18 protein-coding genes are annotated in these 22,548 nt (G+C 61.2%); 9 read left to right on the forward strand and 9 right to left on the reverse strand.

What is annotated here, in order from left to right:
* Positions 1–65: 65 nt before the first annotated feature.
* The 6 genes from ACO08A_RS17515 to chvE form a co-directional block, all read right to left on the reverse strand.
* The gene (locus ACO08A_RS17515; RefSeq protein ID WP_422037260.1) at positions 66–989 is read right to left on the reverse strand and encodes a Gfo/Idh/MocA family protein; all 924 of its coding nucleotides are present in this window, start codon (positions 987–989) and stop codon (positions 66–68) included.
* Positions 989–2,731 (reverse strand): L-arabinonate dehydratase, encoded by a 1,743-nt coding sequence (gene araD / locus ACO08A_RS17520; RefSeq protein WP_422037261.1) that lies wholly within the window; start codon positions 2,729–2,731, stop codon positions 989–991. The genes ACO08A_RS17515 and araD overlap by 1 nt, the downstream gene beginning before the upstream one ends.
* Before the next feature lie 4 nt (positions 2,732–2,735).
* Positions 2,736–3,731: an AraD1 family protein gene (araD1, locus tag ACO08A_RS17525; RefSeq protein ID WP_422037262.1), complete on the reverse strand. Its 996-nt coding sequence runs from the start codon at positions 3,729–3,731 to the stop codon at positions 2,736–2,738.
* 4 nt (positions 3,732–3,735) lie between these two features.
* Complete coding sequence (gene mmsB, locus ACO08A_RS17530) at positions 3,736–4,989, reverse strand: multiple monosaccharide ABC transporter permease (protein WP_422037263.1); 1,254 nt, start codon at positions 4,987–4,989, stop codon at positions 3,736–3,738.
* Positions 4,990–4,998: 9 nt separating this feature from the next.
* Entirely contained in the window at positions 4,999–6,513 is a 1,515-nt protein-coding gene (mmsA, locus tag ACO08A_RS17535; RefSeq protein ID WP_422037264.1) for a multiple monosaccharide ABC transporter ATP-binding protein, read from the reverse strand.
* A gap of 75 nt (positions 6,514–6,588) precedes the next feature.
* Positions 6,589–7,653 carry a multiple monosaccharide ABC transporter substrate-binding protein gene (chvE, locus tag ACO08A_RS17540; RefSeq protein ID WP_421979260.1) on the reverse strand — a complete coding sequence of 355 codons (1,065 nt, stop codon included), beginning with the start codon at positions 7,651–7,653 and terminating at the stop codon, positions 6,589–6,591.
* A 151-nt stretch (positions 7,654–7,804) separates the two neighbouring features.
* Between chvE and ACO08A_RS17545 the strand changes: the two genes are divergently transcribed.
* The 4 genes from ACO08A_RS17545 to ACO08A_RS17560 all read left to right on the forward strand — a co-directional run bounded on the left by ACO08A_RS17545 (position 7,805) and on the right by ACO08A_RS17560 (position 12,911).
* A complete protein-coding gene (locus ACO08A_RS17545; protein ID WP_422037265.1) occupies positions 7,805–8,752 on the forward strand; it encodes a LysR family transcriptional regulator in 948 nt (315 codons plus the stop codon).
* A gap of 125 nt (positions 8,753–8,877) precedes the next feature.
* Positions 8,878–9,813, forward strand: a complete 936-nt coding sequence (locus tag ACO08A_RS17550) for a hydroxyacid dehydrogenase (RefSeq protein WP_422037266.1) — start codon at positions 8,878–8,880, stop codon at positions 9,811–9,813.
* A 113-nt stretch (positions 9,814–9,926) separates the two neighbouring features.
* Positions 9,927–10,877, forward strand: coding sequence for a Bug family tripartite tricarboxylate transporter substrate binding protein (locus ACO08A_RS17555; RefSeq protein ID WP_422037267.1), 951 nt, complete (start codon positions 9,927–9,929; stop codon positions 10,875–10,877).
* Positions 10,878–10,955: 78 nt separating this feature from the next.
* Positions 10,956–12,911, forward strand: a complete 1,956-nt coding sequence (locus tag ACO08A_RS17560; RefSeq protein WP_422037268.1) for a tripartite tricarboxylate transporter permease — start codon at positions 10,956–10,958, stop codon at positions 12,909–12,911.
* Positions 12,912–12,966: 55 nt separating this feature from the next.
* Here ACO08A_RS17560 and ACO08A_RS17565 read toward each other — a convergent pair whose 3' ends face one another.
* On the reverse strand, positions 12,967–13,848 hold the full coding sequence (locus tag ACO08A_RS17565) for a polysaccharide deacetylase family protein (RefSeq protein WP_422037269.1): 882 nt from the start codon (positions 13,846–13,848) through the stop codon (positions 12,967–12,969).
* Between the two features lie 212 nt (positions 13,849–14,060).
* Between ACO08A_RS17565 and ACO08A_RS17570 the strand changes: the two genes are divergently transcribed.
* From ACO08A_RS17570 to ppk2, 5 genes are all read left to right on the forward strand, one after another.
* Positions 14,061–15,143 (forward strand): TRAP transporter substrate-binding protein, encoded by a 1,083-nt coding sequence (locus ACO08A_RS17570; protein ID WP_422037270.1) that lies wholly within the window; start codon positions 14,061–14,063, stop codon positions 15,141–15,143.
* Between the two features lie 74 nt (positions 15,144–15,217).
* Positions 15,218–15,724, forward strand: a complete 507-nt coding sequence (locus tag ACO08A_RS17575) for a TRAP transporter small permease subunit (RefSeq protein ID WP_422037271.1) — start codon at positions 15,218–15,220, stop codon at positions 15,722–15,724.
* Entirely contained in the window at positions 15,724–17,049 is a 1,326-nt protein-coding gene (locus tag ACO08A_RS17580; RefSeq protein ID WP_422037272.1) for a TRAP transporter large permease, read from the forward strand. The genes ACO08A_RS17575 and ACO08A_RS17580 overlap by 1 nt, the downstream gene beginning before the upstream one ends.
* Positions 17,050–17,244: 195 nt before the next feature.
* Positions 17,245–17,859, forward strand: a complete 615-nt coding sequence (locus ACO08A_RS17585) for a GntR family transcriptional regulator (protein WP_422037273.1) — start codon at positions 17,245–17,247, stop codon at positions 17,857–17,859.
* A 297-nt stretch (positions 17,860–18,156) separates the two neighbouring features.
* Positions 18,157–19,167, forward strand: coding sequence for a polyphosphate kinase 2 (gene ppk2, locus ACO08A_RS17590; RefSeq protein ID WP_422037274.1), 1,011 nt, complete (start codon positions 18,157–18,159; stop codon positions 19,165–19,167).
* Between the two features lie 62 nt (positions 19,168–19,229).
* Here ppk2 and ACO08A_RS17595 read toward each other — a convergent pair whose 3' ends face one another.
* Complete coding sequence (locus tag ACO08A_RS17595; RefSeq protein ID WP_422037275.1) at positions 19,230–21,662, reverse strand: GcvT family protein; 2,433 nt, start codon at positions 21,660–21,662, stop codon at positions 19,230–19,232.
* Positions 21,663–21,670: 8 nt separating this feature from the next.
* Complete coding sequence (locus tag ACO08A_RS17600; RefSeq protein WP_422037276.1) at positions 21,671–22,546, reverse strand: phosphotransferase; 876 nt, start codon at positions 22,544–22,546, stop codon at positions 21,671–21,673.
* Positions 22,547–22,548 lie beyond the last annotated feature (2 nt).

Below are 22,548 nucleotides of genomic sequence, written 5' to 3' on the forward strand. Positions count from 1 at the left end.
GGCCGCTGTTCGCAGCCCCTCCGTCCGCATGACAGACGTGCGATTGGTTTCGATGCGCGGTCAGATCAGTAATGGAAAGGTGACGTTGTCACCCTGCGGCCAAGCGAACAGGCATCGCAGACATGTATGAAGGGGGAAAGGTCCATATCGCTGGACCGTGTCCGGATCAGATCCGACATTCTGGCATAAAGGTTCGGGTATTCATTGTCGGTGCCTTGCCTGATCAGCTCGCCATCGATTTCAAGCCGGCTGCCTCCAAGGGACAGCCGGGCGTTGCCGTCGGTGGTTTCAACTTCGATGTCCCAGGTCTGAGGCCCTTCCTGACGCCAATCGAACTGGGCGGACACATCGGCTCCCGCCGGATCGGTGAAGCTGAGTTCGGCAGCGATCGGGGTCGCGCGGTTTTCCGGATATTCGAGCGTTGCCTCCCGGACGTGAACGGCATGTGGCAGGATTTCCGTCATGATCGACAGCGCGTTGATCCCGGGATCAAACACGCCCATGCCGCCCGGCTCCCAGATCCATTCCTGTCCGGGATGCCATTGCCGGACGTCCTCCTTCCAGACAATGCGCAGGCGTCTGAGCTCACGCGAGGCAAGCCAGGATTTCAGGTCCGGAACGCAATCGGCGAAACGCGAGTGCCATGTTGCGAAGATCGTGACGCCCATCTCCCGTGCCAGGGATTCAAGCGCGAAACACTCCGCGAGGCTCTGACCCGGGGGCTTTTCGAGCATGACGTGCCTGCCGGCCCTGAGGGCTGCTTCCGCGTAGGCAAACCGGGGCTGCGGCGGGATGGCGAGCGAAATTGTCGAAATGTCCGGCCGTGCTTCCAACAGCGATTGAAGCGTTTCAAACGACTCGATGCCGTCGACTGAGGCGTGGCGGCTGACGGTGGCCTCGAGCGACCAGTCGGGGTTGGCGGAAATGGCCGGGATGTGCTGGTCCCGGGCTATCTTGCCGATGCCGACCAGAGCCAGTTTTTCAGTCATCAGTGGGAATCCTTCGGGACAGCGGAGCCGCGGCAGCCTATCAGAAAATCGAAATCCGCGCCTGTGTCCGCTCCCTGAACGTGATCGTGAAAGAGGCGGGCATAGCCGCTATCCGGGACCGCGTGGCTGGGTGTCCAGGCTTCCAGCCTTCGTTGCAGTTCCTCCTCGGAAACGTCCAGGTGCAGCCGGCGGTTCGGCACATCCAGTTCGATGAAATCGCCGGAGCGCACCACTGCCAGCGGTCCGCCGGCTGCTGCTTCCGGTGCCGTGTGCAGAACCACCGTTCCGTAGGCGGTTCCGGACATTCTGGCATCGGAAATGCGGATCATGTCGGTAATGCCCCTGCGCAGGACTTTCGGCGGCAGGCCCATGTTGCCGACTTCCGACAATCCGGGGTATCCCCTGGGACCGCAATTCTTGAGAACCATGATACAAGTCTCGTCGATGTCGAGATCCTCATCGTTGATCTTGCGCTTGTAGTCATCAATATCTTCAAAAACGACCGCACGGCCGCGATGTTTCAGGAGATGCGGTGAGGCTGCCGAGGGTTTCAGGACCGCGCCGTTCGGGGACAGGTTGCCCTTCAGAACGGCGATCCCGCCTTGCTCCGTCAGTGCCCTTTCAACCGGCCGGATGACCTCCTCGTTCCAGTTCTTCACATTCCTGACCTCATCCCAGATCGTCTTGCCGGAGGCGGTAATCGCATCCCTGTGGAGCAGTCCGGCCTCGCCGAGACGCTTGACCACGACCGGGAGACCGCCGGCGTAGAAAAACTCTTCCATCAGGAATTGCCCCGAAGGCATCAGGTTGACGATCGTCGGGATGTCACGTCCGAGCCGGTCCCAGTCGTCAAGGGTGAGATCGATACCGGCCCGTCCGGCGATCGCGAGCAGGTGGACCACCGCGTTGGTCGAGCCGCCGATTGCGCCGTTGGTTCGGATTGCGTTCTCAAAGGCATCTTTCGTAAGGATGTCCGATGGCTTCAGGTCGTCCTTGACCATCTGGACGATCCGGCGGCCACTCAGATGTGCCATCACGCGGCGCCGGCTGTCGACAGCAGGAATGGCGGCATTGCCGGAAAGCGCCATGCCGAGAGCTTCCGCCATCGAGGCCATGGTGGAAGCCGTGCCCATCGTGTTGCAGCTTCCGGGCGAGCGGCTCATCGACACCTCGGCTTCCAGAAACTCCTCCCGGGTCATCTCGCCGGCTTTCACGGCTTCGGAGAACTTCCACAGGTGTGTGCCCGAGCCGACCCGTTCCCCCTGAAACCAGCCATTCAGCATGGGTCCGCCGGAGACGACGATTGCAGGCAGATTGACGGATGCCGCCCCCATGAGCAGGGAGGGTGTGGTCTTGTCACAGCCCACGAGCAGAACAACACCGTCCAGCGGCGCTCCGCGAATGGCTTCTTCCACGTCCATGCTTGCGAGGTTGCGGAACATCATGGCCGTCGGCCGCAACGTGCTTTCACCCGTGGAGAAAACCGGAAACTCGACGGGGAACCCGCCCGCTTCGTAGATGCCGTGTTTGACGCGCTCTGCAAGATCCCGGAGATGGGCGTTGCAAGGCGTCAGCTGTGACCATGTGTTGCAAATGCCGATGACAGGACGGCCATCGAAAAGATCATCCGGCAAGCCCTGGTTCTTCATCCAGCTGCGATGATAGATATTGTCCCGGCTGGTGCCGCCGAACCACGCCGCCGATCTCAACTTCCGGGGCCAATTTGCCGGTTGGAAGGCCATCGCGTCAAAGCACCCTGACCGCGGTCATGCCGTCATTTTCCGCTTCGAAGGAAAGGCGGTTTCGCAAGGGCACGCCGAAGCCGCTCGCCGCAATCTCGACCACGTCTCCTTCCTGGCAGGAAATGCCGTCGGCAAAGGAAAGCGTCGCCGTTCCGAACATGTGAACATGCACGTCACCGGGCTGACAGAACAGATCATACTTGAAGTGATGATGTTCCAGATTGGCCAGGGTGTGGGACATGTTGCTTTCGCCGGACAGGAACGGCTTTTCCCACAAGACCGATCCGTTGCGGATGATCCGGCTGCTGCCTTCCACGTGCTCGGGGAGGTCGCCGACACGCAGTTCCGGCCCGAAGGATGCCGGGCGGAGCTTGGAATGGGCCAGATACAGATAGTTCTGCCGTTCCATTACGTGGTCGGAATACTCGTTTGCGAGCGCGAACCCGGCGCGGTGCGGTGTTCCATCCGGGCCGATAACATAAATCCCGGCGATCTCCGGTTCTTCACCGCCGTCGTCACAAAAGCCGGGACTCACCAGATCGCCGCCTGGGGCGACAGCGCTGGTGCCGTTGCCCTTGTAAAACCACTCCGGCTGAACACCGGCGTGACCGTTGGCGGGCTTGCCGTTCTCCAATCCCATGCGGAACATCTTCATTGAGTCGGTGAGTTGGGTTTCTTCGGTCTCCGTCTTGGCGTGCATGGCATCGCGTGTTGCCGCCGACCCCAGATGGGTGAGACCGGTTCCCGTCAGATGCATGTGCGCCGGATCGGGATGGTGGAGAGGCAGAAGCAGCCGGCCGTCCTCGGCAAGTTTCTCCAGGTCCACGGCAGGACCCAGTTCGTGGGCACGGATGCGTTCAGTCAGGCTCTGACCTCTCCTGATCGCGTCCATGACAAGTTCATAGGTCGAGGAGACCCCTTTCAGGACACCTGCTTCACTGCCGTTGCGCACGACGACGGCGCAGTTTCCCTGAGCGTCCAGGATCTGAGAGAGCAACATGTGACTATCCTTGCTTGTTCTTGTTGTAGACGTCGAAGATTACGGCTGCGAGCAGGACAAGGCCCTTGATCATCTGCTGGTAGTCGATGCCGATGCCCATGATGGACATCCCGTTGTTCAGGACGCCCATCAGGAAAGCCCCGACGACCGCGCCGATGATCGTGCCGACACCGCCGGACATGGACGCGCCGCCGATAAAGACGGCCGCGATCACATCCAGTTCCAGAGCAAACCCGGCCTTGGGGGTTGCCGTGTTCAGGCGGGCGGCGAAAACAAGGCCCGCCGCGGCTGCCAGAACGCCCATGTTCGTGAAGGCGAGGAAGGTCAGCCGTTCCGTCTTGATGCCCGACAGCTTGGCGGCCTTTTCATTGCCGCCGAGCGCATAGATGCGGCGGCCGACGGTGGTCGATTCGGTGATGAAGGCGTAGATGATCGTCAACACGCCCATGGTGATCAGCACGTTCGGCAGTCCGCGGAACAGCGACAGCTTGTACATGACGAAGATGAGTGCGGCCGCAACGATGACGTTTCGGGCGATGAAGAAGAGCTTCGGCTCATCCTCAATGCCGTAGAGCCGGTTTTGGGCCCGTTGACGCAAGCCGATCCAGACAATCATCGCCGCTGCAGCTACACCGGTGAAGAGCGCCAGCATGTTGACGTGCTTCACGCGCCGCATTTCGAGCATGTTTGCAAGGGAGTCGCCCCAGCTCATCGGAAAGATGTCCGGCACGAAGCCTGTGGCAAGGATCTGGAATTCTTTCGGGAAAGGACCGACCGACTGGCCTTCCAGCAACCAGAGCGACAGGCCCCGGAACACCAGCATGCCGGCGAGGGTGACGATGAAGGACGGAATTTTCCAGTAGGCCACCCAATAGCCCTGGGCTGCGCCGATGAGACCGCCGACGACGAGGCACACGACAATGGTCAGCGGAACCGACTGGTCCATGTTGACGATCATCACGGCCGCCAGCGCCCCTATGAAGCCCATCACCGAACCGACCGAAAGATCGATGTTTCCGGACACGATCACGATCAGCATGCCAAGCGCCATGATGATGATGTAGGAATTCTGCAGCAGCAGGTTGGTGACATTGACGGCCCGCAGCAGCGTGCCGTCGGTGACGATCTGGAAGAACGCCATTACCGCAATGAGCGCGAACAACAGGCCGTACTGCCGCAGATGCGAGGAAAGGTACTGGCCGATGCTCTTGGTTTTTGCCTGTGCGGCGGGATTGGTATCGCTTTGTGCCAAGTCCATGTTGAAACTCTATTCGTTGACGATGAGCGACATGATGCGCTCTTGGCTTGCATCCGCGGCATTCAGTTCACCGACAAGCGCGCCTTCGTTCATGACGTAAATCCGGTCGCACATTCCGAGCAGTTCCGGCATTTCGGACGAGATCATGACGACACCTTTGCCCTGGTCCGCCAGGTCGTTGATGATGGTGTAGATCTCGTATTTCGCACCTACGTCGATGCCCCTGGTCGGCTCATCGAGGATCAGCACTTCTGGCTCCGTGAACAGCCACTTTGCCAGCACGACCTTCTGCTGGTTGCCGCCGGACAGGTTCATGGTTTTCTGGAACACCGACGGTGTGCGGATAGCCAGGGCCTGCCGGAACCGTTCGGCAATCCGGGTTTCCTCGTTCTTTTTCAGGACGGCGCCCGAGGAAACACCGTCCAGGTTTGCCAGCGTGGTGTTGAAGCGGATGCTCTCATCGAGCACGAGGCCAAGCGACTTGCGGTCTTCGGTGACGTAGGAAATACCGGCACCGATCGCCTTGTCGACGGTGCTGATATCGATTTCGTTGTCGTTGAGCTTTGCCGTTCCGGAGATATTGCGGCCGTAGGACCGGCCGAAGATCGACATGGCAAGTTCGGTGCGGCCGGACCCCATGAGGCCGGCTATGCCGACAACCTCGCCGGCACGGACGCTGAGCGCGGCGTCGCGGATCACCTGGCGCCCGGTATGTTCGGGATGCCAGACATTCCAGTTGCTGATTTCCAGAAGGATTTTTCCGGGGGTGCGCCGATGCTCCGGGAACCGGTGCGTCATGTCCCGGCCGACCATGTCGCGCACAATTTCATCTTCGCTCAACCCGGCCCTGGCATCGAGGCGCGAAACGGTAAGGCCGTCGCGAATGACGGTGACCGTGTCGGCGACGTAGCGGACCTCGTTGAGCTTGTGCGAAATGATGATGCTGGTGACGCCCTGTGCCTTGAGTTCCAGCATCAGGTCCAGCAGCTTGCGGCTGTCGTTTTCCTGAAGCGCGGCCGTCGGCTCGTCGAGAATGAGCAGCTTGACGTCCTTGGACAGCGCCTTGGCGATCTCGACGAGTTGCTGTTTTCCGACACCGAGCGTGTCCACCAGCGCGGAGGGCGCTTCGGAAAGGCCGACCTTCGCGAGAAGCTCTTCCGTGCGCCGGTTGGTTTCGCGCCAGTCGATCACCCCGCTTCTGGCGCGTTCATTGCCGAGGAAAATGTTCTCGGCAATGGAAAGCTGGGGCACGAGCGCCAGCTCCTGATGAATGATGATGATCCCCTGGCGCTCACTGTCCGAAATGCCGGTAAACCGTGCCGGTGCACCGTCAAACACGATTTCACCATCGTAGGTTCCATGCGGATAGACGCCGGAGAGGATTTTCATGAGGGTCGATTTGCCCGCGCCGTTCTCGCCGACGACGGCGTGGATTTCACCTTGCTGAACATCGAGGTTGACCTGATCAAGCGCCTTGACGCCCGGAAAGGTCTTGCTGATGTCTTGCATGGACAGGAGTGCCATTTACCCCGATCTCCGTAATTCCAAAAACCCGCCCGCAACTGGAGTGTCGTGGACGGGTCTTTCGCTGGACCAGGCTTACTTGACTTGATCAGCCGTGTAGTAGCCGCTGCCGATGAGGACATCCTCCCAGTTGGAAGCATCGACCGCGACAGGCTCCAGCAAATAGGACGGAACCACCTTGATACCGTTGTCATAGGTCTTGGTGTCGTTGATCTCGGGTTCACCGTCGTTGAGGATGGCCTCGACCATGCCGACTGTGACGCGGGCCAGTTCCCGGGTGTCCTTGAAGACGGTCGAATGCTGCTCGCCCGCAAGAATGGATTTCACGGACGGAATTTCGGCATCCTGTCCGGACACGATCGGCATCTTGAGATCGCCGGATCCGTAGCCGACACCCTTGAGCGACGACAGGATGCCGATGGACAGGCCGTCATAGGGGCTGAGTGCGCCGTGAAGCTGTTTGTCCGTGTAGTGGGCGGACAGGAGATTGTCCATGCGAGCCTGCGCGACCGCACCGTCCCAGCGAAGGGTCCCGACCGTGTCCATGCCCATCTGTCCCGAGACGACATTGATCGTGCCGGCATCGATCATCGGCTGGAGGACCGACATTGCGCCGTCATAGAAGAAATAGGCATTGTTGTCGTCCGGCGATCCACCGAACAGTTCGACATTGTAGGGACCGTCGCCGAACCGCTCTTTAAGTCCGTTGACCAGCGAGGTTGCCTGCTGAACGCCGACCTTGAAATTGTCGAAGGTCGCATAGTAGTCGACATTGGCGCTGTCGCGGATCAGCCGGTCATAGGCGATGACCTTGATTCCGGAGGCGGCAGCGTTTTCCAGGGCGTTGGAAAGCGTGGTTCCGTCGATTGCCGCGATCACAAGAACATCGACACCCTTCGTGATCATGTTCTCGATCTGCGCAAGCTGATTTGGAATGTCATCTTCCGCATACTGCAGATCGGTCGAATAGCCTGCGGCTGTGAATTGCTCGACCATGGAGTTTCCATCGGAGATCCAGCGGGCGGAGGACTTGGTCGGCATGGCGATGCCGACCGCTCCCTTGTCTGAAGCGAAAGACGTGCCGGACATGAGCGTTGCCGTTGCGGCGACTGCAATCAGTGCCTTGGAAAAGAAATTCATGTGTTCCTCCCTGGCCGGTATAGGTCCGACCGCAAAATTGATGAGGCATCCGGGGATGCCGCCTTCAAATTTGCGAAAAGACACATGACCGTCAAATCATTGTTTGCTATCAATACTTACCGAAAACGGTATGTATTCGTGAGGAAGCGATTTGACCCTGGACCTTTTGCGGCGCGGCATGAAGATTTCACATCTGCGGCTTCTTGCGGAACTCAACCGGCACAGCCGACTGACAGACGCGGCCACTGCACTGGGTATCACCCAGCCGGCGGCATCGCGCCTGATGGCTGAAGTCGAGCATGTTGCGGATGCCGAAATCTACGTGCGCAGCGGGCGCGGTATCGAACTGACGGAAGTCGGCCGGACCCTGGCAGAACGATGTGTCCGGGTGCTTCAGGAGCTGACAGATGCCGCGGTCGACATCGAGCATCATGTCTCGGGACAAAGAGGACACGTGAATATCGGGTCGGTCACGGGACCGGCGGTGGAATACGTCCTGCCGGCCATTCGGCATATCCGCTTGAGTTACGCGGAAATCTCCGTTTCGGTCGAAATCGGGCCAAGTACGGTGCTGGCGCCGATGCTCGAGGACGGGCGGCTTGATTTTTCCCTCAGCCGCGTGCCCCTCGACGCGGATCCGGACCTTTTCGACGAACAGCCCCTGCGGCGGGAACCGGCATGCATGGTCGCGCGGCTGGACCATCCGCTGACCCGTCACCCGGTGCCGATCCCGGCGCATGCGCTCCTGGGCTTTGACTGGGTGTTTCCTCCGGTCGGTGCACCCATTCGCACGACCGCGGAAAGCGCGCTGCGTGACATGGAACTTCAGCTTCCCTCGAAGATCCTCACCACGTCCTCATTCCTGTTTACACTTGCGACCATACAACGGTCGAACGCCATCGGGCCTGTTGCCCGGTCGGTCGCAGACAGTTTTGCGCTCCTGCCGGACGGATCTCCGGGCTCTCTGGCCATATTGCAGACCGACCTGCCCCTGTCCGTGGAAACCTATTCCTTCCTGACCCGCAAGGGTCAGGTACAGACGGCGGCAGCACGGGTGGTGTCACGCGAAATTCTGCGCCGGTTCAACGGCGAACAGTAGCAGGACCGGGGTCACCGGCACCTGCTTAGGGTGTCCGATCGAGTGAGCAGTTCGGCTTGGCCGGTGCGGATCTGCAGGTTTAGTATGGACAACACTTGAACGGGATGCCGGGGGGAGGGGCGTAATTGGCGAAAAAAGTCATCGTATCGGAGTTCATCGCCGAAGCGGCGCTGGAGGCATTCGGACCGGCCTTCGAAATCCGGTATGATCCGGCGCTCGTCGACGACCCGGAACGCCTGCGGCTGGAACTCGCGCAGGCGGATGCGCTGATCGTGCGCAATCGGACGCGTGTCGATCTCGACCTCCTGAAAGCGGCGCCGCGGCTTCGCGTTGTCGGCCGTCTCGGGGTCGGACTTGAGAATATCGACCTCGACGCCTGCGCGGAAAAGGGCGTTGTGGTCAGGCCTGCGACAGGTGCCAACACGCAGTCGGTCGTGGAATATGTCATCGGGGCAATGCTGGTTCTGCGGCGGGGCGTGTTCGCATCAAGCGGAAACGTTTTGGCAGGCGACTGGCCGCGGGGACCGCTTGGACGCGGCGGAGAAGTCCACGGCCAGGTGCTCGGGCTCGTGGGGCTCGGAGCGATTGCCCAGGCGGTCTCGAAAGCCGCCCGCGCGCTCGGCATGAGCATCGCAGCCTTCGAACCCTATCTCACGCCAACCGATCCGGCTTGGTCGGACGTCCGACCCTGTGGCCTGGAAGAGCTGCTTGCGCTTGCAGACGTCCTGTCGCTGCACGTGCCGCTCACACAGTCCACGAGGAACCTGATCGATGCGGCTGCGCTTTCGAAGATGAAACCCGGTGCGGTGCTTATCAACACGGCGCGCGGCGGTGTCGTTGACGAGGCCGCGCTTGCGGCGGCGCTCAGGACGGGACGGCTGGCGGGTGCAGCGGTGGATGTTTTCACGGCCGAACCACTTGATGCCGCCGCCGCAGCCGTCTTCAAAGGGTGTCCCAATCTCATTCTGACGCCGCATATTGCAGGCGTCACAGAGCCTGCGAATGCGCGCGTAAGCCAGGTCACCGTTGAAAATGTCCTGCAGGTTTTAACGGACGACTAAACAGGAACTCAGGCGCATTATTGCGCAAAACGCGTGACGAACGCGGCGCGGAATGCCTAAGATCAGAAAAAAGACGACAAAAAAACATGCATTTCAACCGGGAGGAGACAAGCATGAAATTGAAGTCCGCCATTTTGGCTATGACACTGGCCGCATTTGCCGGCACCGCGACTGCAGAAGATTTTCCGAAAGGCAGCGTCGACTACATCATTCCGTTCGGACCCGGCGGCGAGTCCGACATTACCGCCCGCTTTCAGCAACCCTTCTTCGAAAAGCTCTTCGGCGAACAGATGGTGGTGAACTACCAGCCGGGCGGCGGCGGAGCCGTGGGCTGGTCCCAGCTGAATAACATGGCAGGCGACGGTTCGGTGATCATGGGGATCAACCTGCCCCACATCATCATCAAGCCCGAGCAAGGGGATGTCGGCTTCAAGACCGAGGATCTGGCAGCCGTCTACATGTTCCACTACACGCCCGATGCCATCGTGGTAACGGCGGACAGTCCGTACATGACGCTGCAGGACCTCATCGATGATGCCAAGGCCAACCCGAAGCAGGTGATCTTCTCGGGCTCCGGCAAGGGAACCGCGAACCACCTGGCGCAAGTCCAGTTTGACGACATGGCGGATATCGAGAGCACCTACGTGTCGTTCAAGGGCACCGGGGCTTCTGTAACGGCGCTTCTCGGCAAGCAGGTCAAGGCGGCGTGGGGCTACACCACGGTTGGAGCAGCGCAGGGCGACAAGGTCCGGCTGCTTGCTGTCGCCATGGAGGAGCGCCACCCGGCTTTCCCCGACGTTCCGACCTTCCGCGAGCTGGGCTATGACATGGTGTCCGGTGCCTATCGCGGGATCGCGGTGCCGAACTCCGCATCCGAAGAGGTGAGAACGCAGGTTTCCGACGCAATCAAGGCCATCAACGCGGATGCCGAGTTCCAGCAGAAAATGCTGGATGGCGGTTTCGCTCTTGTCGACGTGGGTTACGGCGATGACATGAACGCCTTTATCGCCGAAAAGGCCGAGGGATACCTGAACGCCGCACGCTCGGCAGGTATCATCGAGTAACACAGCGGATAGAGGCGCGCTGCGCGCCTCTATCCTCGCATCCGTGACGCGCTTCGCCGTCTCTCCCGGGAGGACCTGATGCTCGATTTTGTGGTCGGTGCCCTGTCACCGCTGAACCTTCTGCTTGCCCTGTTGGGCGTGGCGGCGGGCACGATCATCGGCTCGATCCCGGGTCTGACCGCAACCATGGCGGTGGCCGTTCTGGTGCCGCTGACGTTCACGATGTCTCCGGACAGCGCCCTCATCCTCATGGGGGCGATCTATACCGGGGCAATCTACGGCGGCGCCTATGCCGCCATTTTGCTGAATACACCGGGCACGCCGTCGGCTATCGCGACCACTTTCGACGGCTATCCGATGGCCAAGCGCGGCGATGGTGATCTGGCCGTGTCGGTGGCCTGTATCTCGTCCGTCATCGGTGGGCTAGTCGGTGCCCTGGCTCTTCTACTCCTGGCGCCGCCGCTGGCAGAGGCCGCCCTGGCCTTCGGCCCGGTGGAGTATTTCTGGCTCGCGGTCTTCGGTCTTTCGCTGATCGCCGCGCTGTCCACGGGCGACTTTCTCAAAGGGGTGATCGGCGCCTGCTTCGGACTGCTGCTCGCGATGATCGGGATATCCGAGACCAGCGCGGAGGTCCGTTTCACGTTCGGGTCAAACGTGCTCCTGGGGGGCATTGAGACGGTGTCCGCCCTGATCGGGCTCTACTGCATTCCGGTTCTGATCGATCTCGTCGCCACCCCCGACCGGCATTTGAAGGCGCCGGAACAGACCCGCGGTTTCCGGCTGCCGGAAGCCTTTGGCCTGTTGCTCAAGAACAAGATCAACGTCATGCGCAGTTCCGTGGTGGGCACCATGGTCGGCGCACTTCCAGGAGCAGGCGGTTCGATCGCAGGTCTCGTCGCCTATTCCGAAGCCCGACGGACCAACAAGGGCAAGCCGCCCTATGGCGAAGGCAACCCCGGCGGGATCGTTGCAACGGAATCGGCAAACAACGCAACGGTCGGCGGCGGCTTCATACCCACGCTTGTCCTCGGAATTCCCGGAACGCCGCCTGACGCGGTCATTCTCGGTGCCCTGCTGGTTCAGGGGGTGCGCACCGGCCCGAGCCTTTTCGCAGACGGGGCCAGCATCGTCTACACGTTCATCTTCGGGCTTTTGCTGGCGACCGTCCTGATGCTGCCCGTCGGGCTGATGATCGGGCGCTTTGCCTACGGGGCCATCGTGCGCGCGCCGAAGGCGGCGCTTGTGCCGGTCGTGGCCTTCATGACCGTGATCGGTACCTTCGCGATCCGCAACAGCCTGTCGGACATCACGATCATGATCGTCCTTGGCGTGGTTGGATGGATCGCCGGCAAACGCGGCTTTTCGGTTTCACCCATCGTGCTCGGCCTGATCCTCGGACGCATTGCCGAGCAGGGCTTCGTTCAAAGCTGGACGATCGGTGACGCGATCGGCAACCTCTGGGGACAGTTCTTCGGGCGGCCCCTGTCCATGGCGATCATTGCGCTGACGCTGCTGACGTTCTTCTACCCGTTCCTGCCGCGTCTGAAGCAGATCGTGTCCCGAAGCACGGACAAGCCCGCGACCCCGCGCGAACATGCCCCCAAACCTGCCATCCTGCGCGACGGTATTGCGCTTGTGATCGCCGGCGGGATCGCGCTACTGGCCCTGCAACAATCGGCACATCTCAATCCGGAGGCGGCCGTTTTCCCGCGTACCATCGCGATTGCGATGGCTGTGCTCGTCTGCCTGGCGTTCGTTCGTCTGGCGCTGACCAGACATGTGACCGAAATATCCGTCGAAGGCTCCTGGCTCCGCATGAGCGCACTGCCGCTGGTCATGCTGGCCGCCGTATCCGCTTTTCCCGTTTTCGGATTTGCGGCAACCGCCGTCGCACTCGGGGTCGCTCTGACGGTCATCGCGCAGCACGACAGGTACTCGGCGAAGAACTGGGCGATCCTGCTCCTGAGCGTCACCGGCGTCATCGTCGCCTGCACGCTGCTTTTCAGCGAAGTTCTGTCGGTGCCCCTTCCGTAGCGTGAAACATGTCGCCCGCTGGGCCGCAAGAACGCGCGAGCCCGTCCCGGAACCCCTAGAGATTCACGGAATTGCGGATGTGGTCATTGATCGCGCCCGCGGTCGTCCACCAGACCAGATCAGCGGACCTGGTTTTCATGTAGGCCAAGGCGCGCTCCAGATGCTTGATCCTGTGCGGGTGCCCCATCAGATAGCCGTGGAGTGCAATACCCATTACGAGAGGCCGCGTCTTTGCCTCCTCAAGCATGACGTCGAACGCGTCGGTGATCATGTCGGCAAACTCATGCCCCTCACGCTTGCGGCCGACGATCTGGGGGATGTCGTTCAGTTCCTGCGGATAGGGAACCGACAGAATGCGGCCCGAGCGCGTCGTCATCCAGGTCGGCTGGTCGTCGTGACACCAGTCTAGAAGATACTCGTAACCGGCTTCTTGCAGCAGGTCCGGGGTGACATGACTCTGGGATATCCAGGGCCCGAGCCAGCCTTTCGGCGACTGGCCGTGGCGTGCTGCCAGGACCCGGGTTGATTGCTGGATGAGCGTCCTTTCTTCGTCTTCAGGCAAGATCCCCTGCCTCTCGGCATTTGTGCGTCCATGGCCCGCAATCTCGTCTCCGCGGGCGGCGAAGGCCTCGGCCAGTCCCGGAGCTTCGGTGTAGATCTGCGAATTGACGAGTGCCGTGCATGGCACGTCCAGCCTGTCGAACAGCGCGAGCATGCGCGGGGCGCCTACCCGATTGCCATAGTCCCGCCAGGCGAAATTGAGAATGTCGGGTTGCGGGCCGCCCGGCGCGAGTTCCGCACCCAGACCCTCGCCGAAAGAGAACACCTCCAGGTTCATGCCGAGGTAGACCGCAAGGCGCTTACCGTCGGGCCAGTCATAGTCGGCCCGATCATGAATCGCGCTGAACCCGTAACGGCCGTGACGGTTGATCTTCATCCCGGTTACTCCTTTTCGAGACTGCCTCTGCTGCCCACCGGCCGATCATCTCATGCAAATTTTGCTCAAATAAATAGCAAAACAAGCCTGCCGCCAAAAAATAGGCAAAAATCTATTGAAATGAATTGCATACAATTTATGTCAATCCCAGAGCTCAAACTCATAAAAATCATCTATTACGCCAAATTTTGTATACAAACAGGAGACAGCACATGGATAGACGTTCGTTTCTTACAACTGCCGGTGTGGCCGGTGCCGCCACACTCGCCGCACCCGCCGTTGCGCGGGCCAACACCGTTGAATGGAAGATGACAACGGCCTTTCCAGCCGGTCAGCCGTTCTACTCGACGGGGCCGGGCTCGCTGTCCGACTTTGCCGACCGGGTGCGAGCAATGTCCGGCGGCCGGCTCGATATCCAGGTCTATAACGGCGGTGAACTTGTCCCTGCCTTCGAAGGGTTCGACGCCGTGCGCCAGGGGATCGTGCAGATGAACGGCTGGGTGAGCTATTTCGGTGCGGGCAAGGTGCCGGCCGCCCAGTTCTTCGGCGCTGTCCCGTTCGGCATGTCGACCCAGGGCCAGAATGCCTGGTTCTATATCGGCGACGGCATCAAGCTGTGGAACGAGGTTTATGAACCCCTCGGCCTGGTTGCGATGCCAATCGGTGCGACCGGCGTGCAGATGACCGGCTGGTTCAACAAGGAAATCAATTCAATCGACGACATGAAGGGTCTACGGTTGCGCATTCCCGGTCTTGCCGGCAAGGCCTATTCGCGTATCGGCGTCGACGTGAAGGTGTTGCCGGGCGGCGAAATCTTCCCGGCTCTGGAACGCGGCGTAATCGACGCGGCCGAGTGGGTCGGCCCGGCACAGGACAAGATCCTGGGTCTGAACAAGGCGGCGAAATACTACTACACCACCGGCTGGCACGAGCCGACGACGGTGACCGAACTCACCATCAACAAGGCTGCATGGGAAACGCTGGACGCGGAATTGCAGGCAATTGTCACCAACGCCGCCGCGGCCTGCAACGTGATCTCGCACAGCTGGGGAGAAGCCAACAACGCGGCGGCGCTGAAGGAGTTCGCTGCATCGGGAACCGAACTTCGCACGCTGCCGACGGAAGTCGTGGAATCACTTCGTGTCGAGATGGATGCCGTCTACGAAGAAATGGGTGCTGCCGATCCGCTCTTCAAAAAGGTCATGGACAACTACTTCGCCTTCAAGGCGGAACATGATGTCTGGGCGGACGGTTCGGAGAAGGTCTGGCACTCCGAATTGCGCACCGCATCGTGACTCTCGTTACGTGATCAACCGGACCCGGCCGCGCCGCGCGGCCGGGTCATCTCCCTCTCAAAACAAGTATTCCAATGACGTTCGTTCTCAAGTTTGCCGATCTCATCGACGGCATGACGCGCATCATTTCGCGGGTCGCATCGGCTTTGCTGCTCTTCATGGTGGGCCTGGTCTTTTTCAACGTGGCGGGCCGCTATGTCTTCGGCAATGCCACGGTCTGGATGCAGGAGCTGGAATGGCACCTGCTGGTGCCGATTGCGCTTCTCGGTATCATCGTGCTGATGCGCGAGAACGGTCACGTGCGCGTCGACATGGTCTACGACAAGCTCGGTACGCGCGCCCGCCGCTGGATCGACCTTGTGTCGATGCTGCTCGGGGCTGCGGTCTCCGTGCTGTTCATCAAGTATTCAATGGGCTTCGTCGACAGCTCCTTTTCGCTCCTGGAAGGGTCGCCTGATCCTGGAGGGTTGCCGGGCCGATGGCTGCTGAAGGGTTTCATTCCATTCGCCTTCGGACTGCTGGCCCTGCAATGCCTCGCAAATGCGGCCCGACACGCAGCCAGTCTGAGGAGTGGCGCCTGATGCCCCTGATGGAACTTCTCGCAATCGGGCTCATCCTCGGTTTCATGCTCCTACTCCTTGCCGGTATCCCCGTCGGTATCGGAATTGCCGTCGCGGGTTTCGTCTTCGGCTGGATGGGGTTCGGTGATTTTCTGTTCAACCTGACGCCATCGCGCATCTACGGCGTCGTCACGAAGTACGAATTCATTGCGATTCCGCTGTTCGTCTTCATGGGTGTCATGCTCGAGAAATCGCGCGTGGCCGAAGACATGCTGGAAGTGGTCGGGCGTCTTTCAGGCCGGCTCAATGGCGGGATGGCGATCGCGCTCATCATTGTCGGTGTGCTGATGGGCGCCTCGACCGGCATTGTCGGCGCAACCGTTGCCACCCTCACGATGCTCACGCTTCCGGTGCTGCTGCGCCGCGGCTACGACGGCGGTCTGGCGTCCGGTGCCATTTGCGCGTCGGGCACCCTTGGCCAGATCATCCCTCCGTCCCTGGTGCTGATCCTGCTGGCGGATATCATGGGCGAGAGTGTCGGCACACTTTTTGCCGCTGCAATGATGCCGGGGCTGATGCTGGCAGGCCTCTACGTGGCTTTCATCCTGCTTTATGGAAAAATGCGTCCCGACCTGATGCCGGCCCTGCCGGCCGACGAACGATCCGACCTGACCGGCTGGCCGCTCGCGCTGAAGGCAGTGCAATCGCTTGCTCCTCCGCTCGTTCTGGTCGGCGGCGTTCTGGGGTCCATCATCGGAGGCATTGCCGCGCCAACCGAGGCTGCCAGCGTCGGTGCGGTTTTCGCGATCCTGATCGCCGCGCTCTACGGTCGCCTGCGCCTTTCCATGATCTGGGACGCCGCACAGGGCACATTGCGGATTTCCGCCATGATCTTTTTCATCCTCGTGGCTGCGCAGGTCTTTGCCATCGCCTTTCGGGGCCTGGACGGGGAAGACCTCGTCAAGGACATGCTCTACGTCCTGCCCGGGGGCGAATTCGGCGCGCTCCTGTTCCTGATGGTTCTGCTGTTTATTCTGGGTTTTTTCCTCGAGTGGATCGAGATCAGCTATATCGCGCTGCCGCTTCTGCTGCCGTTCTTCGTGGAACAGGGGACGGACATGGTGTGGCTGGCCGCACTGATCGCGCTGAACCTGCAGACCTCGTTCCTGACGCCTCCGTTCGGCTGGGCCCTGTTCTTCCTGAAAGGCGCCGCGCCCCCCGGCATTTCCACGGCCATGATCTACCGGGGCGTCCTGCCGTTCATAGCCCTTCAGGCGGTGGCACTCGTGTTGCTTTTCAGTTTCCCGGCCATCGCAACGTGGCTGCCGCAGGCGATCGGCTGGTGATGCAACGGATTGGGCCGCGCTCGCTCGGACTTGGTCATCGGGCGGCGACGTCAAACCGGGGCATATGACTGCCGCGCATGAATCGGTATGCTATGGGTTGAAGGATACGGACCGAATTGCGGTTTCCGGCAAGGGGGGCGCCCGGGCGGGTGCAGAACAGGGGATGATCAGACATTGAAGGGTGTGCACAGCGCCATGATATCCGAAACCCTCGAAGACGAGATCGTCCGGGGCAGCCTGGCTCCCGGCACGCGGTTGAGCGAGGCCGCCATCGCGGAGCGGTTCGGAGTGTCCCGGACACCGGTACGCGAGGCGCTTCAGACGATCGTGTCCCGTTCCCTTGCAGAACGGTCGCCCTACAAGGGGGTCATCGTCCGCAGTTTCGACACCGTGCGCCTGGGATCGATGTTCGAGGCCATGGCGGAAATGGAAGCCGCATGCGGCGGCCTCGCGGCCCAGAGGATCTCGGAAAGTGACCTTGCCCGCTTGCAGGCCATGCACAGCCGCATGACCGACTTCGCCGGCAACAAGGCCTTCCGGGAATATGAGGCGATGAACCTCGACTTTCATTCGCTCATCTATGAGGCGAGCGGCAATGTCGATCTGGCCCAGATGGCGTCCGACCTGCGATTGAAGCTCGCCCCCTATCGCAGATCGCAGCTGTTTCAGATCGATCGTCTCAGAGCGTCAAACCTTGAACATGAACTGATTGTGCGCCTGCTTGCCGCCGGAAACAGGCCGGGTGCCGAAGAAGCGCTGCGCACGCATCTGAACGGCGCTCGCCATGCGGCGCTGAAGGTGCGCGAGTGATCGCGTACGCCGATTTGAGGCATGGTCACGGTTTGTGATTGCGGCCGCGCTGCCATCGAAAAAAGAACAATACGAGGCATCGCAATCGGGCTGTGCGATCTGGCGCACAAGCGCTGCGAGCCGCAGGTGACAATGCTTGCAAGTCTGCAGAAATCGCTGTGCCGTTTGTCTGAGGTCAATGCGCGATGATCCGTCTTGGGCTTGGGTCGTGTCCGGGCGCGCTCCAGAGACCGGACCGGTTCCGGGATCAAGGGTGCGTTTCGGCAGAATGCTCACTTTACCGACGGAAAGCACACCATGGACCAGACACTGAACCAGGCCCGCGCATCAGGCCGGACGGCGGCGACTTCCGGCGCTGAACCTTCCCTCCCGGATACGTCCGAAACGGCTCGCAAGAGTCCGGCGAAAGCCAAGGCCGGTCACAAATCGGCAGTCCACAAGAGCCATTCCCTGCTGCTGCACGAGCGTTCGATTTCCAAGGGCAACAGCGCACGCCTGCCGGCGAATTATCCCTACAAGCGGCGCATGAACCGGTCGCAATACGAGGCGCGCAAGCAGGAACTCCAGATCGAGCTCTTGAAGGTGCAAAACTGGGTCAAGGACAGCGGTCAGCGTATCATCGCCATTTTCGAAGGCCGGGATGCGGCCGGCAAGGGGGGCACGATCAAGCGGTTCATGGAACACCTGAACCCGCGCGGTGCACGCGTCGTCGCCCTGGAAAAGCCGACGGAAGAAGAAAGGGGGCAGTGGTACTTCCAGCGCTATGTGCGGCACCTGCCCACCAAGGGTGAGATCGTTCTGTTCGACCGCTCCTGGTACAACCGTGCGGGTGTCGAAAAGGTCATGGGTTTCTGCTCACCGGCCGAATACATGGAATTCATGCGCCAGGTTCCCGAATTTGAGCGCATGCTGGTCAGAAGCGGCATCCGGTTGTTCAAATTCTGGTTCTCGGTCAGCCGGGAGGAGCAGTTGAGACGGTTTCAGTCGCGCAACAGCGACCCGCTGAAACACTGGAAGCTCAGCCCGGTCGATGTCCAGTCGCTGGATATGTGGGACGACTATTCCGAGGCGAAGGAGAGCATGTTCTTCTATACCCATACCGCGGACGCGCCCTGGACCGTCGTGCGTTCCGACGACAAGAAACGCGCCCGGCTGAATTGCATGCGGTACTTCATCCGTTCCCTGTCCTATCCGGCGGCGGACACGGAAATCAATCTCGACGCGGATCCGAAAATCGTCGGTCCGGCGGACACGTTTTATCAGACGTTGCAGGACTTCGACGCGAGCCGGCAGTTCAAGGTTGAATAGGTGCGATGCCGGGCGGCGGGGCGCGTAACCGGATCTCTTTCAGATCCGGTCGCGCCTTAATGTCAGCTTTTGACCCGCTCCATTTTCGGATCGTAAAGCGGTGCGAGCGTAACCTCGGCCCTGACCCGTTCGGTGCCGACTTCAAGTTCATAATCCGCGGACAGCACGTGGTCCTTCGTGACGCCGTCCGGATGGCGGACATATCCGATCCCGATGCTCTTGCCGAGCGTGTGGCCGTAGCCGCCTGAACTCAGCCATCCGCACCGTTCGCCGTTGCGGTAGATGGTTTCACGGCCGGACAGGATGACGTCGCCGTCGGTGGTGAAGGTTGCGAGCATCTTCTTCACGCCGCTCTCGCGCTGGGCCTGTACGGCGGCGCGGCCCTTGAAATCGGCATTCGTCTTCATCTTGACGGCCCAGCCGAGGCCGGCCTCGTCCGGTGTGTGGTCCGGTCCGATATCGGATCCCCAGGCGCGATACCCCTTTTCCAGGCGCAGTGTCTCGATTGCCCGGTACCCGGCGTTGCGCAGGCCGTGCTGTTCCCCGGCCCTGTGCAGGGCGTCATAAACCGTCTGCGCGTATTCGGTCGGAAGGTGCAGTTCCCAGCCGAGCTCACCGACATAGGTGATGCGCAGCGCGAGGACCGGACAGCCGGCGATCCCGATCCGGTGCGCCTGTGCGAAGGGAAAGGCCTCATTGCCGACATCGGCACGGGTGCAGGCGGACAGAATGTCGCGCGCTTTCGGTCCGAACAGCGACAGCACCGAGTTTGACGAGGTGACGTCGACGAGCTGGGCGTTGAGACCGTCCGGAATGTTCCGCCTGATCCAGTCGAAGTCGTGGGTGGCAAAGCCGGTTCCGGTGACGATGTAATATTCATCGATGGTCGTGCGCACGCAGGTCAGGTCGCACTCGATGCCGCCGCGGTCGTTCAGCATCTGGGTATAGATGATCGAGCCGACCGGCTTGTCGACGCGGTTGGCGGCAATCCAGCTCAGCGCGGCCTCGGCGTCCGGTCCCTTGAGGATGAACTTCGCGAAGGATGTCTGGTCGAACAGGACGGCCGCTTCGCGCGCGGCCGTGTGTTCCCGGCCGACCGGACCGTGCCAGTTCGGCCGCTCGAACGTGTAGATGTCCCGCGCCTCTTCACCGGCGTCGGCGAACCAGTTCGGCCGCTCCCAGCCGAGCTTTTCGCCGAAGACCGCGCCGGACGCCTTCAGCCGGTCATAGAGCGGCGAGCGGCGGCAGGGGCGGCCGCTGTCATGCTCTTCCGACGGCCAGGCCATCGTGTAGTGTTTGCCATAGGCTTCCAGCGTGCGGGTGCGCACCCAGTCCGTATCGGTGTGCGGCCGTCCGAAGCGGCGGATGTCGACCGGCCAGAGGTCGTAGGGCGGCTCGCCCTTGGCGACCCATTCGGCCAGGGCCATGCCCGCGCCGCCACCGGCCGCAATGCCGAAGGCGTTGAAGCCTGCGCCGACGAAGACATTCTCCATTTCCGGCGCTTCACCCAGAATGAAATTGCCGTCCGGCGTGAAGCTTTCCGGTCCGTTGACCAGCTGCTTGACGCCGACCTTTTCCAGATCGGGCACGCGCGGCAACGACAACTCCATCAACTGCTCGAAATGATCGAAATTGCTGTCCAGAAGCTGATAGTCGAACGGGTCCGGGACACCGTCGACGGCCCAGGGAATGCCATTCGGCTCATACCCGCCCATAACCAGTCCGCCGACTTCTTCCTTGTAGTAGGTCAGCCGGTCCGGGTCGCGCAAGGTCGGCAGGTTGGACGGAACACCAAAGGCCTCCGTGATCATGTACTGGTGCTCGACGGAAATCAGCGGCACGGTGACGCCGATTGTCGCGGCGAGTTCGCGTGTCCATTGCCCGCAACACAGCACAAGTTTTTCGCAGGCGATCTCGCCCTCAGCCGTCCGCACACCGGTCATCCGGCCGCGTTCGGTCAGGATCTCGAGCACCGGTGTGTTCTCGACCAGTTTGGCACCGGCAGCGCGCGCACCCTTGGCGAGCGCCTGGGTGATGTCGGACGGACTTGCCTGGCCGTCCGTCGGAAGATAGGCCGCGCCGACAACATCGCTGATGTCCATCAGGGGCCACAGCTCCTGCGCTTCCTTCGGTGTCAGCAACTGCATGTCGAGGCCGAAACTGTGCGCTGTCGTCGCCTGGCGCTTGACCTCCGTCCAGCGTTCCTTGTTGCAGGCGAGCCGGAGACCGCCATTCATCTTCCAGCCGGTTGCCTGACCCGTCTCTGCTTCCAGCCTGTCATAGAGCGAGATCGAATAGCCCAGAAGCTGGGTGATGTTGGCGTTGGAACGCAGCTGGCCGACAAGACCCGCGGCGTGCCAGGTGGAGCCGGATGTCAGGGCGGCCTTTTCCAGAAGCAGTACCTCCTGACCCATCTGCGCCAGATGATAGGCCGTTGAACAACCGACGATACCGCCGCCGATGATGATGATCTTCGAAGAGGAAGGCAGTGTCATGAGAACTCTCACAATTCACGGAATTCGGACAGGGCGGCGTTCAGCCGGTCCATGTTTTCTCGGGTGTAGGCGGCGTAGTCGAAGTCCAGATCGGAATGAATTTCCGATGTCATCGACCAGAGGGTTTCGCGCATCAGGGAGGCGCATTTCATGGCCTTGTAGGCGCGCCAGCGGGTCTTTGCCGGCGCTTCGAAATACTGTTCGAGCATCGACAGTTCCTGCGCCTCGCTGAGGCCATTGTTCGAGGCAAGGCCGGCCAGATCGAACAGCGGCGAATTGAAGCCGCCATATTCCCAGTCGATCAGCCATAGCCTGTCGCCGTCATCGAGCAGATTGGCGGCGAGCAGATCATTGTGGCCGACGGCAAGATCGACGGGACCGACCGCCTTTTCCAGGTCGGCCAGCGTGTCCATGAGACCGGGCAGGGCGTCCGAATGCGCCGACCCGTCGGCTTTCAGCCGCGTTGCGTAGGTGCGGTTCACCTGAAACGGCCAGAAGGCGAGGACTGGTCCGGTGAGATGGCAGCCCAGATCCCGGTGCGCCCTGGCGACCAGCTCGATGATTTTCGCCAGGTTTGACGGATCACGGACATCGGCTTCCTCGAAGGTTCTTGCCTCTATGAAATCCAGCACGAGAACGCCGGGTTCCTGATGAAAAACCGCCGGGGAAATGCCCGCCATCTCGGCCGCCCGGCTCAAGGCGAGCTCGTTCCAGCGCAGGACCCCGTGCTCGGGAATGTCGTCACCCAGGCGCACGACAAAGCGGCGGCTGCCGTCGCGAACGAGAAGATTGACGTTGGTGATGCCGCCTCCGAGCGGGGTTATGTCCTCAGGATCGGAAAAGCAGGCAAGCGCGGCAGCGCGGGCAATTGCGGTTTCGCTCATGT

The sequence above is a fragment of the Roseibium sp. genome, assembly GCF_965232425.1.
Classification (GTDB): Bacteria; Pseudomonadota; Alphaproteobacteria; order Rhizobiales; family Stappiaceae; genus Roseibium.

Excerpts from the sequence above, each read along its gene's own strand:
- ACO08A_RS17570 (WP_422037270.1), top strand. The coding sequence starts at position 14,061 with ATGGATAGACGTTCGTTTCTTACAACTGCCGGTGTGGCCGGTGCCGCC.
- ACO08A_RS17515 (WP_422037260.1), bottom strand. The coding sequence starts at position 989 with ATGACTGAAAAACTGGCTCTGGTCGGCATCGGCAAGATAGCCCGGGAC.
- chvE (WP_421979260.1), bottom strand. The coding sequence starts at position 7,653 with ATGAATTTCTTTTCCAAGGCACTGATTGCAGTCGCCGCAACGGCAACG.
- ppk2 (WP_422037274.1), top strand. The coding sequence starts at position 18,157 with ATGGACCAGACACTGAACCAGGCCCGCGCATCAGGCCGGACGGCGGCG.
- ACO08A_RS17595 (WP_422037275.1), bottom strand. The coding sequence starts at position 21,662 with ATGACACTGCCTTCCTCTTCGAAGATCATCATCATCGGCGGCGGTATC.
- ACO08A_RS17560 (WP_422037268.1), top strand. The coding sequence starts at position 10,956 with ATGCTCGATTTTGTGGTCGGTGCCCTGTCACCGCTGAACCTTCTGCTT.
- ACO08A_RS17585 (WP_422037273.1), top strand. The coding sequence starts at position 17,245 with ATGATATCCGAAACCCTCGAAGACGAGATCGTCCGGGGCAGCCTGGCT.
- ACO08A_RS17580 (WP_422037272.1), top strand. The coding sequence starts at position 15,724 with ATGCCCCTGATGGAACTTCTCGCAATCGGGCTCATCCTCGGTTTCATG.
- ACO08A_RS17575 (WP_422037271.1), top strand. The coding sequence starts at position 15,218 with ATGACGTTCGTTCTCAAGTTTGCCGATCTCATCGACGGCATGACGCGC.
- ACO08A_RS17600 (WP_422037276.1), bottom strand. The coding sequence starts at position 22,546 with ATGAGCGAAACCGCAATTGCCCGCGCTGCCGCGCTTGCCTGCTTTTCC.
- ACO08A_RS17555 (WP_422037267.1), top strand. The coding sequence starts at position 9,927 with ATGAAATTGAAGTCCGCCATTTTGGCTATGACACTGGCCGCATTTGCC.
- araD1 (WP_422037262.1), bottom strand. The coding sequence starts at position 3,731 with ATGTTGCTCTCTCAGATCCTGGACGCTCAGGGAAACTGCGCCGTCGTC.
- ACO08A_RS17565 (WP_422037269.1), bottom strand. The coding sequence starts at position 13,848 with ATGAAGATCAACCGTCACGGCCGTTACGGGTTCAGCGCGATTCATGAT.
- mmsA (WP_422037264.1), bottom strand. The coding sequence starts at position 6,513 with ATGGCACTCCTGTCCATGCAAGACATCAGCAAGACCTTTCCGGGCGTC.
- araD (WP_422037261.1), bottom strand. The coding sequence starts at position 2,731 with ATGGCCTTCCAACCGGCAAATTGGCCCCGGAAGTTGAGATCGGCGGCG.
- mmsB (WP_422037263.1), bottom strand. The coding sequence starts at position 4,989 with ATGGACTTGGCACAAAGCGATACCAATCCCGCCGCACAGGCAAAAACC.